Annotated in this window: 9 protein-coding genes and 1 pseudogene; 8 read left to right on the top strand and 2 right to left on the bottom strand. The window is 73.2% G+C overall.

All coding sequences use genetic code 11. From position 1 onward, the window contains the following. Positions 1-46 precede the first annotated feature (46 nt). Complete coding sequence (locus tag AB0E67_RS11915) at positions 47-763, top strand: TetR family transcriptional regulator C-terminal domain-containing protein (protein WP_362024384.1); 717 nt, start codon at positions 47-49, stop codon at positions 761-763. 94 nt (positions 764-857) lie between these two features. Here AB0E67_RS11915 and AB0E67_RS11910 read toward each other — a convergent pair whose 3' ends face one another. Continuing rightward, positions 858-2,495 carry an ABC-F family ATP-binding cassette domain-containing protein gene (locus AB0E67_RS11910; RefSeq protein WP_362024382.1) on the bottom strand — a complete coding sequence of 546 codons (1,638 nt, stop codon included), beginning with the start codon at positions 2,493-2,495 and terminating at the stop codon, positions 858-860. A gap of 80 nt (positions 2,496-2,575) precedes the next feature. Next, a complete protein-coding gene (locus AB0E67_RS11905) occupies positions 2,576-4,294 on the bottom strand; it encodes an ABC-F family ATP-binding cassette domain-containing protein (protein ID WP_362024379.1) in 1,719 nt (572 codons plus the stop codon). A 429-nt stretch (positions 4,295-4,723) separates the two neighbouring features. On the opposite strand from AB0E67_RS11905, the gene AB0E67_RS11900 reads away from it, so the two are divergent. From AB0E67_RS11900 to AB0E67_RS11870, 7 genes and pseudogenes are all read left to right on the top strand, one after another. Next, complete coding sequence (locus AB0E67_RS11900) at positions 4,724-5,350, top strand: DUF2975 domain-containing protein (protein WP_362024377.1); 627 nt, start codon at positions 4,724-4,726, stop codon at positions 5,348-5,350. Then, positions 5,347-5,574 carry a helix-turn-helix transcriptional regulator gene (locus tag AB0E67_RS11895; protein ID WP_073783974.1) on the top strand — a complete coding sequence of 76 codons (228 nt, stop codon included), beginning with the start codon at positions 5,347-5,349 and terminating at the stop codon, positions 5,572-5,574. Before AB0E67_RS11900 ends, AB0E67_RS11895 begins: the two co-directional genes overlap by 4 nt. 302 nt (positions 5,575-5,876) lie before the next feature. Next, on the top strand, positions 5,877-7,094 hold the full coding sequence (locus tag AB0E67_RS11890; protein ID WP_362024374.1) for a PQQ-binding-like beta-propeller repeat protein: 1,218 nt from the start codon (positions 5,877-5,879) through the stop codon (positions 7,092-7,094). A gap of 256 nt (positions 7,095-7,350) precedes the next feature. Continuing rightward, positions 7,351-8,688 carry a hypothetical protein gene (locus tag AB0E67_RS11885; protein ID WP_362024371.1) on the top strand — a complete coding sequence of 446 codons (1,338 nt, stop codon included), beginning with the start codon at positions 7,351-7,353 and terminating at the stop codon, positions 8,686-8,688. Beyond that, positions 8,685-9,503, top strand: a complete 819-nt coding sequence (locus AB0E67_RS11880) for a 4'-phosphopantetheinyl transferase superfamily protein (protein ID WP_362024368.1) — start codon at positions 8,685-8,687, stop codon at positions 9,501-9,503. Before AB0E67_RS11885 ends, AB0E67_RS11880 begins: the two co-directional genes overlap by 4 nt. A gap of 46 nt (positions 9,504-9,549) precedes the next feature. Further along, positions 9,550-11,198 (top strand): annotated as a pseudogene (locus AB0E67_RS11875) (alpha/beta fold hydrolase); the annotation flags it as partial. Beyond that, a complete protein-coding gene (locus tag AB0E67_RS11870; protein ID WP_362024661.1) occupies positions 11,190-12,182 on the top strand; it encodes a phosphopantetheine-binding protein in 993 nt (330 codons plus the stop codon). The pseudogene AB0E67_RS11875 and the gene AB0E67_RS11870, both read left to right, overlap by 9 nt. The last annotated feature ends 65 nt before the right edge of the window (positions 12,183-12,247 follow it).

Below are 12,247 nucleotides of genomic sequence, written 5' to 3'. Positions count from 1 at the left end.
TATCGAAAAAAGAAACGCACGGATCGAGAGTCAGGAGCGCCCGGCCATGCCCAAGCAGGTGGATTACGAGAGCAGACGCCGTCGGATCGCCGACGCCGTCTGCCGTCTCGCCGATGAACACGGGCCGGAGGGGGTGTCCATGCGCGATGTCGCGGCTCGTGCGGAGGTCTCACTGGGGGCCGTTCAGCGCTGCTTCCGGACCAAGGAGGAGATGCTCCTGTTCGCCGTCGAACACGTCGGTGAGCGTCTGACCGAGCGCGTACGGGCCCGTCTGGTCCGTGGCCCGGCCCAGTCGGCCGCCACCGCCCTGGGCCACACGGCCGGCGAGGTCGCCCTGTTGCGCGAGGAACACCGCGCCGAGGCACGGGTCTGGCTCGCGTTCGTCGCACAGGCCGCCGTCAGCGAGCCGCTCGCCGGCAAGCTCAGGACCAGTTACGCGGATCTCCAGGGTGTTTTCGCCCGCCTCATCGCGGAGGCCGCCGAGAGCGCCGGCCCGGGCACCCGGAACGGCCCCGGCACCGGGGACGGTTCGGTCACGGGGAAGGGGGCCGCTGCCGGGAACGATCCGGCCGACGCAGTCCCCGTGGCGCCCGATCCGCGGCGCGAGGCCCGGTCGCTGCTCGCGCTCACGGACGGCCTGACCAGCCATGTGCTCATCGGACACCTGAGCCCGGCGGAGGCCCAGGACGTCCTGCACGCGCATCTGGCCCTCCTCTGGGAACGCCTCGGCGTGACGACCCCCGTTTCCGGAAAGGCCGGTTGATCCGTGCCCCGTGCTCACCGCGCCGCGCTCTCACCTGGGCGTCCACCGTGCCGGGCACTCACCGCGCGCCGGGCGGTCACGGCGCCGGGCGCGTTCACCGTGCCGGGCGCAGCCGGAATTCGCGGCCCTGCCAGCGCCTTCGCAGCCAGCGGTCGTGACTGGCCAGCACGATCGCCCCGGGCCCGGTGCCCAGGGCGTCCTCCAACTCGTCGCACAGGCGCGGGGACAGGTGGTTCGTGGGCTCGTCGAGCAGCAGCAGTTGCGGAGGACTCGCCACCAGCAGTGCCAGCGCGAGCCGCCGCCGCTGGCCGACCGACAGTTGCCCGACCGGTTTCTCCAGGTCCGGCTCGTGCATCAGCCCCAATGAGACCAGCGGGACCTCCTCCGCCCGTTCGGCGCCGAGCGAGAGCGCGTAGGTGTCGCGCACGGTGCGGTCGGGCCGTGCGAACACGGTGTCCTGGGACAGCAGTCCCACGGACAGCCCCGGTCGCCGTCGCACTCCGTCCCCGCCCCCGGTCGCGAGCCGACCGGCGAGTACGGACAGGAGCGTCGACTTCCCCGCCCCGTTGCCGCCGGTGACGAGGAGGCGTTCGGTCGCCGACACGTCCAGCCGGGCGACCTCCAGCCGACCCGGCAGGCGCACGTCGCGCAGGCTCACGAGATCGCCGGGGGCGTCGTCGTCCGTCGGCCCCTGGGCGAGCGCGGTGACGTGGAACCGCAGCGGTCGCGGCGGCTCACCGACCTGCCCGCGCTCCAACTCCTCCAGCCTGCGGGCGGCGTTGCGCACCCGCCGCGAGATTTGGCCCTGCACCCGATCGCCCCGAAGGCCGTACATCATCTTCTCGTTGTCCCGCCGCTCCCGGTTCGGGGCGACGAGGCGGGCGGTCACCCGCGTCGACCGGCGCAGTGCCGCCAGTTCCTCCTGTTCTTCCGCGTACCGCCGCTCCCAGCGTTGCCGCTCGGCGTGCTTCTCCGTCTGGAAGGCGCTGTAGTTGCCGCCGTACCGCACGGGGCCGTCCACCGCCGGGTCGAGGTCGATCAGATCCGTGCACACGGCGTCGAGGAAGGCCCGGTCGTGGCTGGCCACCATCACGACCCCGGGCAGTTCGCGCACCCGCGCCTCCAGGAACGCGGCGGCGCCGTCGTCGAGATGGTTGGTCGGCTCGTCGAGCAGCAGCGCGGAGGGACGGCGGACCAGCAGGGCGGCCAGCGCCAGGCGACTGCGCTGCCCGCCCGAGAGGGTGCCGAGGGTCCGGTCGTGGTCGAGTGCGGCGAGGCCGAGCCCGTCGAGCGTGATCGCGGCACGCCGGTCGGCGTCCCAGGACTCGCGTTCCCGGGCCTGTTCCAGCCGTCGGCCGTAGGCGTCGAGCAGTTCGTCGTGGCCGGGGGAGTCCTCCGGGACGTGCGCGAGCAGATCGGCGAGGCGGTCGAGCTCGGCCAGGTCGGCGCGGGCCTCGCACAGGGCGTCGTCCAGCACGTCGGCGACCGTCGACGCGGCGTCGAAGGGCATCTCCTGGTGCAGGAAGCCCAGGTCGGCCGGGCGCGTGATGCTCCCGGCGTCGGGCTCGTCGACCCCGGCGAGCAGACGCAGCAGCGTCGACTTTCCGGCACCGTTCTCCCCGATCAGGCCGATCCGGCGGCCGGGGGAGGCGGTGAGAGACACCCCGTCGAGGACGCGCCTGTCCCCGAGCGTACGGGCGATGTCGTGGGCGAGCAGGGCGGGTTGAGACATGGTGATCCACCTGACGTGGTTGGTGTTCGGCCCGCCGGGGGACACCCCTCGGACGCGGGCCCGGCCGACACGTCAGCGGCTCACACCTCGGGCGCCCCCGTCTCCCTCAGCTCGCCGTCGGCCAGCCGCAGCCAACGGTTCACCCCGATCCGTGCGAGGAAGTGTTCGTCGTGGCTGACCACCATGAACGCTCCCCGGTAGGAGCACAGCGCGCTCTCCAGTTGGCCCGCGCTGACCAGGTCGAGGTTGTTCGTCGGCTCGTCCAGGAGCAGCAGTTGCGGGGCCGGTTCGGCGCACAGGACGCAGGCCAGGGTGGCCCGCAGCCGCTCGCCGCCGGACAGCGCACCCACGGGCAGATGGGCGCGGGAACCCCGGAAGAGGAAGCGCGCGAGCAGGTTCATCCGCTCCGCCTCCGACCGGTGCGGGGCGAACGCGGCGAAGTTCTCGGCGACGCTGCGGTCGAGGTCCAACAGGTCCAGCCGTTGCGAGAGGTAGGCGACCCGGCCGTCGGCCCGCTTGATCTGTCCGCCGACCAGCTCGTCGCCCCGTCCGTCGTCCGGCTTTCCGGCCGTTCCCCCGCCCGCTCCCTCGCTCGCGCCGTCGGTCATTCCTTCGGCCGGCTCCAGATCACCGTTGACCAGACGCAGCAGTGTGGTCTTGCCGGCACCGTTGGGGCCGGTCAGTGCGATGCGTTCGGGGCCGCGGATGGTCAGGTCGATGCCCGCACCGGTGAACAGGGGGCGTTCGCCGTGCTGGACCCGCATCCGCTCGCCCAGGAAGAGGGTGCGTCCGGCGGGCACGTCGGTGTCCGGCAGATCCAGGGTGATCCGCTGCTCGTCGCGCAGGGCGCGCCCCGCCTCGTCCAGCCGGGCCTTGGCCTCGCCGACCCGGGAGGCGTGCATCTGACCCGACCGGCCCGCGGACTCCTGGGCGCTCCGCTTCAGTCCCCCGGCGACGATGCGCGGCAGACCCGCGTTCTTGAGGTTGCGGGCGGCGTTGCTGGCGCGGCGTTCGGCGCGCTCGCGGGCCTGCTGCATCTCCCGCTTCTCCCGCTTCAACTCCTGTTCCGCGTTGCGGACGTTCTTCTCGGCGACCTCCTGCTCGGCCTGCACGGCGGCTTCGTACTCGGTGAAGTTGCCTCCGTAGAAGCGCAGTTGGCCGCTCTCCAGTTCCGCGATGCGTTCCATGCGGTCGAGCAGTGCCCGGTCGTGGCTGACCACCAGGAGACAGCCGGACCAGTCGCCCAGCACGTCGTAGAGCTTGTGCCGGGCGTCGAGGTCGAGGTTGTTGGTCGGTTCGTCGAGCAGCAGTACGTCGGGCTGCTTCAGGAGCTGGGCCGCCAGGCCGAGCGAGACGATCTGGCCGCCGCTGAGCGTGCTCAGGCTCCGGTCGAGGGCGAGACCGTCGAGGCCGAGCCGGTCCAGCTGGGCGCGGGTGCGCTCCTCGATGTCCCAGTCGTCACCGATGGTCGCGAAGTGTTCCTCGCTCACGTCCCCGGACTCCACGGCGTCCAGGGCCCGGATCACCGCGGCGACGCCCAGGACCTCGGCCACCGTGAGGTCCCCGGTCAGGGGGAGGGTCTGCGGAAGGTAACCGAGCGTGCCGACCGCCGAGACGGAACCGGAGCCCGGCCGCAGCTCACCGGCGATGAGCTTGAGAAGGGTGCTCTTGCCGGAGCCGTTGGGCGCGACCAGGCCCGTCCGGCCGCCGCCCAGGGCGAAGGACAGGTCCTGGAAGACGGGGGTGCCGTCGGCCCAGGCGAAGGACAGGTGGGAGCAGATGATGGAGGCGTCTGACATGGGGAGACCTCAAAGGGAATACGGGCACACAGAGGGTGGTGCCCGGGACACGGACAGAGGGAACGACGGAACGGGCCACGACGGTGACGCGATGCCTCTGGGCATCGGCCGGTGGCCTGTCGGAGCGGGATCTCACCCCGAGATGTCGTCGTCCCCTGCCATGTCTGGTCTCCTCGATACACGAACAACGTCGCCACGAGTCTAACAGCGGCGGCGTCGCGACGGCTTCTGGTTTTTCGCGGGCCGCCGCGACGGCCGGGGCCCGCAGGTCGAGGCCCGTGGCCGGGCGGGCCGCGCCGGGCGGGTCGTGTCAGGCAGGCCGCCGTCGTGTCCGATGTCTGTGCGCCCGGGGTCGCTCGTGCGTCCGGGGTGCCTGTGCCCGAGGTGCCACCACTGGTTTATCGTTATTCGATAATAATGATAAACGATATGGAGGTGCTGTTCGTGGGCACGAAGTCGTGGTGGAGCCGGGGTGACCAGCGGGCGCTGGAGCTGGGCTGCGCGCTGGCGCTGGGCCTGGTCGGCCTGTTCGGTGTGCTCATACCGCTTCTCGGGGTGGTCGGCGTCCTCGACCCGATCACGTACCGGGAAGTGCGGCTCGAAGAGCGGGCACCGGCCCCGCACGTGACGCCGGGCGGTGACGGGCCGTCCGTCATCGGCACCGATCAGGCCGAACTCGTCTTCGCCCACCCCGACCTCGGGCAGCGGCTGTTGCTCGCGCTGCCCGAGATCGTCGGCAGTGTGCTGCTGATCGTGATACTCGGCCTGCTACTCCGAATGGCCCGGAGCCTGCGCGGCGGCGAGGAGTTCACCACGCGGAACGTCCGCAGGCTCCACGCCATCGCGGTCACGGTGTTCCTCATGAGCGTCCTCGCGCCGCTGCTCGACGCCGTCACGACCGGCCTGCTCCTGCGGGGCACCGGGTCCGAGGACCTGGTTCCGTTCTCCGTCACCTACTCCTTCCCGTACCTGCTGCTCGCGCTCCTGATCGCCGCCGTCGCCGAGGTCTTCCGGCGGGGCGCCCGGCTGCGTGCCGACACGGAGGGGCTGGTGTGACGGGCCCGGCGCCGGAGCACGGCATCGAGGTCCACCTGGACCGGCTGCTGGCCGAGCGCGGGATGACGCTGACCCAGCTGGCGGCCCGGGTCGGGGTGTCGGTCGTCAATCTCTCCGTACTGAAGAACGACCGCGCCAAGGCGATCCGCTTCAGCACGCTCACCGCACTCTGCCGCGAGCTGCGCTGCCAGCCGGGCGACCTGCTCGGTTACCGGGACGAGTGACGGCCCGTCCCGTCGTACGGAGCGCCGGGCGCGGCACTAGCTGGATGCCGTGCGTCCGGCACCGTACATCCGGGGCCGGGCCCGGCATCCGGGCGTCGTACATCCGGGCCCGCAGGCCGGCGGCGCCCCGGCGCTCGCTCCCTCGTTCTCGTTCGTTTCGCCGTGACGAACGAGTCACAGGGCTGTCCCGGTCGCGTCCCGTCCGCTCAAATGGCCGAAATGCGATGGCTACTCTGATCCGGCTCCGGGTGCCACATCAGGCACACCGGACAGGGACTTCGCAGGAGACGGGGAACGAGACCATGAGCCGAGACAACGTGTCACGCCGCCGGGTGATGAGCCTCGCGGGCAAGGGCCTGGGACTGGCGCTGCTCGGGGCGGGTGCGTGGGGATGCGGACCGGAGGACGAATCCGCCGGCGGTGGTGCCACGCGGGAACCCGGAGAGGGCGGGAACAAGGACACCTTCACCACCCCTCCGGCGGGCACCGGCCCCCGGGCCCTCTGGCAGGCCCCGGCGGCCAACGACAGCCTGGCCGGAGATGACGCGCTCGCCGTGGTGGGCGACCTGGTCATCGTGTCCGGCGACCCCCTGGTGGCACGTGATCTGGCCACCGGCAAGGAAGTGTGGTCCCGCAAGGGCGTCACCACCCCCGGAGCCGCGCTGCTCCTGGGCTCCGGCACGCTCTACCTCGCCAGCGCCGAGTACGACGGGAACGTCGTCGGCCTGGATCCCGCCAGGGGCAAGGAGACCTGGCGCAGCCGCCTGGGCAGCCAGTACGCGCAGCCGCGGCCGATCGCCGTGGACGACGACCACGTCTACGTCACCGGGGGCATCCTGGACAAGGACTTCAGGACGCCGGACAACGTGGTCGCCGCGATCGACACCTCGTCCGGCAAGGTCGCCTGGCGCGAGCAGCGCGACCACGGCACGGAGGAGACCGGCATCACCGCCGTGGCAGTCGGCGGCCGACTCGTCTACACCGACTTCCGTGAGAACCTCACCGTCCGGGACACCAGGACCGGACGGCAGATCTGGACGAAGAAGATCGGGCGGTCCAACAACCGCAAGTTCGCCGTCCACGACGACCTGGTCATCGTCGCCGACGGGCGCCGGCTGCGCGCCTTCGAGCTGGCCGACGGCAAGGAACGCTGGTCGCTCGCCTCCGAGGAGTTCAGCCGGTTCAACGACCCGGCGGTCGTGGACGGCGTTCTCTACGCCTCCGACAGCACCCACGGCCTGTGGGCGGCCGACCCCGCGACGGGGAAGAAGATCTGGCACAACACCGACCTCCTGGACGTCGCCTACCCCTGGCAGTTCGCCAAGGTCGGCGGCACCCTCTACGGGGCGACCGAGTTCGACGAGGACGGCGGCATCCACGCCTTCGACGCCGCGAGCGGAAAACTGCGCTGGACGTACAACGACGGCAGCGGCGACATTCAGAAGTGGTACCTGACGGCCCGGGGCAAGCGGCTGGTGGCCCTGCACGCGAAGAAGCTGACCGCCCTGCCGGCCGTGTGACACCACCGCGCGGAACGGTCCCGGACCACCGGCGGTTCCGGGACCTCCGTCGGCGGCCCGGGGCCGGGAGGGCACTTGGTTCCATGAACCGTTCCCGGCCCTCCGCCCGGCCCGCCGAGCGGGTGCGGGGAGTCGGTGCGGCGGTATAGCGGGTCTATAGCCGGGGAATCCACGCTGGGAGGAGACCGCACCGGGGCCGTCGGATGGCTGCTGCGGGCGGCGGCCTCTTCTCCCCCTCTACGCACCGGAGTTGGCCGTGGACTCCAAGAACAGCACGCCGGACGTGACCGACCGGCTGGAGCGGAGCCCCGGTGACCCGCGCGACCGTCGACATCAGCTGTCGGCGGCCCGAGCCCCGGCCCGCGACCGCGCGGGGGGCCGGTGCCGCGCGTCGCGGAAGGCACCGGCACCGGCCGCGCCGCCACCGACCGCGAGCGCCCGCTTCACGGGCCGGCCGCGTGTCCCACAGCGTCCGGCGGACACGGTCGGTGCCTTCGCGGACCTGCTCGTCTGCGACGCCCTGACGACGGTTGCCGCGCGCTCGCCGCATCTGCCGCCCGCCGAGAGCGGCGTACGGTCCGCTGCGGTGCGGCACCTGGTGCCCAGGCTGCTCCGAGGAGTCTCGCACCGGCTGTCGTCACTGCTCGGCGTGGACGGCTGCCCCGAAGAAGGCCCCTGCGCCGTCTTCCGGAAGGCGGCACGCGACCTGCCGGGCATCACCCTCGCCCACATGGCCACGCGGGCCACCGGCCCGGCGAGGATCGTTCCCCGGCTGCCCGTGCTGGCCGATCACGCGTGGCTGCCGGCCCTGGAACGGCCCGCGGCACCGTCCGGCGACCGGGACGACGTGCTCACCCGCCTCCTGAGCCCCGGCAGGCCGCTGCCGCGCCTGGACCTCGCCCGGCTCGGCACCGTCACCGGCGCGGCGGACGGCCTCACCGCCGTACTCCCAGCCATCCATCACGCGCTGGCGCGGCACCCCGCCACGGCACCCGAACTCCCCTCCCTCACCGGATCGTTGACGGACGAACTGCGCCGGCTGGCCGATCTGGCCCGATCCCTCCCGCCGTCCGGGCCCGGGCAGGTGCACGACCACGGGTACGAGTACAGGACGGGCGCGCCTGCCGCCGACCGGCGCGCCCACGTGCTCGCCGACCGCTGGACGCACCTGCTGGCGGCCGCCGCCTGCCTGGGCCTCTGGCGGACGGCCCGACAGGTTCCGCAACCCGGATTCACCGCCGATCCGGTCTGGGTGACCGCGGCCCTGCACCGGCTCGCCGACCGGCTGGGGCTCGGCCCGTCCCCGCTGTCCGCGCGGGTCCGGTACCGGCTCCACGGCGAACTCGTCCACCGGTGCGAGGATCACCTCGGCCTCGATCTCACCGGCGGCCCGCTCGCCGGGACCCGCACGTCCGACGCCGGGACCCGGGTGCCCGGTCCCGGGAGCCGCACGTGCGGCGATCCGACGCGCACGTCCGACCGGACCCGTGCGCCCGCAGGGACCCGCGGCTCCCGGGGGGCCGGGATGCCCGCTGGGCGGTGCCGCTCCGGTGAACCACCCGCCCCTCACGGAAACGGAGCCACCCGACCATGAAAGACAGCAGCGGCCGGCTCGCGGTGACCGGCGCCGTCCACATCTGGCACGGCCGTGCGCCGCACACCCCGGACCCCGCCGACCTGGCCGTGCTCGACGACGAGGAACTCCGGCTCGTCCACAGCAGACGTGCCACCGTACGCTCCCACTACGCCCACGCGCACGCCTCGCTGCGCCGGGTCCTGGCCGATCACTACCTCGGCGGGCCGCCCGAGGCGATCCGGTTCGGACGGCATCCCTGCCCGCGCTGCGAGGACGGGAGGCACGGCCGCCCCCGGGTCCTCTCGCCCGCCACCGGAATGGAGTTCAGCCTTTCCCGCTCGGGGCCGTACTGGGCCCTCGCCGTGACCGCCGCCGGACACATCGGGCTCGACATCGAGAGCCGGGGCGACCTCGACGCGGACGCCCTGTCCGGCCTGGTGCTCTCCGGTCTCGTGCTCTCCGGCGGCGAGCGCGACCGGATCCGGGCCGCCGGACACGGCGACGCCCGGCGGGAACTCTTCCTCCGCGCCTGGACGCGCAAGGAGGCCGTGCTGAAGGCGGTCGGCGTCGGCATCGCCACCGACCTCAGCCGCCTGGACGTGCGCGTCGCCGAGCAGGGACCGGTACGCGTCGAGCACATCGAGCGCGACGACCGCTCCCACTGGCTCGTCGACGAACCGGAACTGGCCCCCGGACTCGTCGCCGCACTCGCCAGACGGGCGGACCGGCCCGGCCCCGTCGTCGTGCGGGGCGTCCCCTTCCGGCGGACGGGGAACGAGGTCCACGGCGCCATGGCCGTACCCGGGCCGAGCGGTGGCGGGAGCCCCCGATGACCCGGGAGAGTCCCTTCCGGCGGTTCCTGCCGCGCCCCGGGCCCGCATGCGGCTCCACTGCTTTCCGCACGCCGGGGGAGCCGCCAGCACCTTCCACGGCTGGGCGCGGCTGCTGCCGGAGTCGGTCGAGCTGGTCGCCGTCCAGTACCCCGGGCGGCAGGACCGCCACGACGACCCGGCGCCCGGTTCGCTCACCGGACTCGCGGAGGAGATCGTGGCGGACATCGACACGCCCTTCGACCGGCCCACCGTGTTCTTCGGGCACAGCATGGGCGCCGTCGTGGCTTTCGAGGCGGCCCGCCGTCTCCGGCCGCGCTTCCCCTCGCCGCCGGCCGCGCTCCTCGTCTCCGCATGCAAGGCACCCGGCGAACGCGGACCCCGCGGCCTGACGTTCGAGGAGGACGAGGTGCGGGCGTACCTCCGTGAACTCGGGGGCGAGGGCGCCCGGGCCCTGGAGGCCGACGAGGAACTGTGGCAGATCGCCTACCCCGTGCTCTCCGGGGACCTGCGGCTGATCGAGAAGTACCGCTACGCGCCGGGCGCCCCGCGTGGCCGACGGCTGCCGGGACGGCGAACCCGTCTCGCGACCGACCCGCTCGGCCGCCTCGACACCCTGGACATGCTGCCCGTCGAGGAGCGCGACGCCCTCGCGCGCCGGAACCGCACACCCGCTCCCGAGGTGACCGCATCCGTCCCGGAGCTGTTCGCACGGCGGGCCGCGGCCGTGCCGCACGCCACCGCCCTGGTCGCCGGCGACGCCACTCGTACCTTCGCCGGACTCGACGAGCACGCAGGGCGGTTGGCCCGTCGGCTGCGCGCACTCGGCACCGGTCCCGAGTCCGTGGTCGGGGTCCTGCTCGACCGCGATCTCGACCTCCCGGCCGCACTCCTCGCCGTGTGGCGGGCCGGTGGCGCCTACCTGCCGCTGGACCCGTCCTTCCCGCCCGACCGCATCGGGCGGGTGCTGGCGGACGCCGGTGCGGACGTCCTCGTCACCCGGGCGTCGCACCGCGAACGGATCGCCCCGGTCTTCACCGGACGGTTCGTGGTCACGGACGAGGAGCCGCTTGCGGAACCGGAGTCGGAACCGGCCCCGGAACCGGCTCCCGCGCCGGACCTGGACGGGCTGGCCTACGTCATCTACACCTCCGGTTCGACCGGCCGCCCCAAGGGCGCGCAGATCACCACCGGGGCCTCGCCAACCACGTCCGCTGGGCGGTCGAGGAACTCGCGTCCCGGGGCACCGGCGGCGGCGCGGTGTTCTCCTCGGTCGCCTTCGACCTGGTCGTGCCGAACCTGTGGGCGCCGCTGCTCGCCGGCCGGCCGATGCGGCTGCTGCCGCAGGACCTGGGCCTGGCCGAACTCGGCGAACTCCTCGCGGCGGGGGCCCCGTACTCCTTCCTGAAACTGACGCCCGGTCATCTGGAGATCCTCGCGAGCCGGCCCGCGCCCGAGCGGACGGCCGGACTCGCCGAACGCGTCGTGGTGGCGGGAGAGGCCCTGCCGGTGCGGCAGGCCGACCGGTGGGCCCGGGACCTGGGCCCCGGACGGCTGATCAACGAGTACGGGCCCACCGAGGCGTCCGTCGGCACCACCATCCACCCCGTGACGGCCCCGGTCACCGGCGAATCGGTGCCCATCGGACGGCCGCTGCCCGGGGTCACGGCCCATGTCCTCGACGACCGGATGCGCCTCGTGCCCGTGGGCGTCGTCGGCGAGCTGTACGTCGGCGGCACCGGTGTCGCGCGCGGCTACGGGGGCCGCCCCGACCTCACCGCCGAGTGCTTCGTACCCGATCCGTACGGCCCCGCGGGCGCCCGGCTCCACCGCACCGGCGACCTCGTGCGGCTGCTGCCCGGCGGGGACGTCGACTTCGTCGGCAGGCGCGACGGGCAGGTGAAGATCCGCGGCCACCGTGTGGAGACCGGCGAGATCAAGAGCATGCTCGACGACCATCCGGCCGTACGGGACTCGGTCGTGATCACCGTCGACGACGCCTCCGGCCGCGCGAGCCTGGCCGCCTACTGGGTGCCGGTCCCCGGAGCCGGGGACCCCGGCGAGCTGAGGGAGACGCTCGTCGCGCACTGCGCCGCGCGGCTGCCCGACCACATGGTCCCGTCGGCGCTCGCACCGATCGCCTCCGTCCTGCTGAACGCCAACGGCAAGCTGGACCGAGCCGCCCTGCCGCACCCGGACCGGGAGGCCCCGGACGAGGCGGTCGCCCCGCGCGGCGTCGTCGAGGAACGCATCGCGGAGATCTTCGAGGACCTCCTCGGCGGTCCGGCCGACTCCCACAGCCACTTCTTCCGGGAAGGCGGCAACTCGATCCTCGCCATCCGGCTCATCGCCGAGATCCAGCAGACCTTCGACATCGACTTCCCGACCCGGGCCGTCTTCGAAGGAAGCACCGTGGCCGAACTGGCACAGGTGGTCGAGGCGGAGGTGCGTGCCGAGATCGACCGGATGTCGCAGGAAGACCTGGAGACCTGGCATCCCTCGCCTGCGCACTCCGCGGCCGAGGACGAGCGCCCGCTGACCGGACCCGCCCGCCGCAGCAGCACCCGTCGCGGCCGTCCGTGTGCCGGCGTGGAGGCGGACGACGACCCCGGCCCGGCCGCGCGCCGTGCGCGGGCCTCGGATTCCCGCGTCCGGGAAGTCTCCGCGGGCGCAGGCCGGTAGCTCCGGCCCGTTCGTCGTCGGCCCGTGCACGGCGACCTCCGCACGGGCCGTGATTCCCTTCTTCC

It is taken from the genome of Streptomyces sp. NPDC032161 (genome assembly GCF_040636995.1).
Taxonomy (GTDB): Bacteria; Actinomycetota; Actinomycetes; order Streptomycetales; family Streptomycetaceae; genus Streptomyces.
Note: the sequence above shows the minus strand (reverse complement) of the source record. Positions and strands in the feature narration are given on the sequence as shown.

Coding starts and splice junctions, on each gene's coding strand:
- AB0E67_RS11915 (WP_362024384.1), top strand. CDS start 47: ATGCCCAAGCAGGTGGATTACGAGAGCAGACGCCGTCGGATCGCCGAC.
- AB0E67_RS11910 (WP_362024382.1), bottom strand. CDS start 2,495: ATGTCTCAACCCGCCCTGCTCGCCCACGACATCGCCCGTACGCTCGGG.
- AB0E67_RS11905 (WP_362024379.1), bottom strand. CDS start 4,294: ATGTCAGACGCCTCCATCATCTGCTCCCACCTGTCCTTCGCCTGGGCC.
- AB0E67_RS11900 (WP_362024377.1), top strand. CDS start 4,724: ATGGAGGTGCTGTTCGTGGGCACGAAGTCGTGGTGGAGCCGGGGTGAC.
- AB0E67_RS11890 (WP_362024374.1), top strand. CDS start 5,877: ATGAGCCGAGACAACGTGTCACGCCGCCGGGTGATGAGCCTCGCGGGC.
- AB0E67_RS11880 (WP_362024368.1), top strand. CDS start 8,685: ATGAAAGACAGCAGCGGCCGGCTCGCGGTGACCGGCGCCGTCCACATC.
- AB0E67_RS11870 (WP_362024661.1), top strand. CDS start 11,190: ATGCGCCTCGTGCCCGTGGGCGTCGTCGGCGAGCTGTACGTCGGCGGC.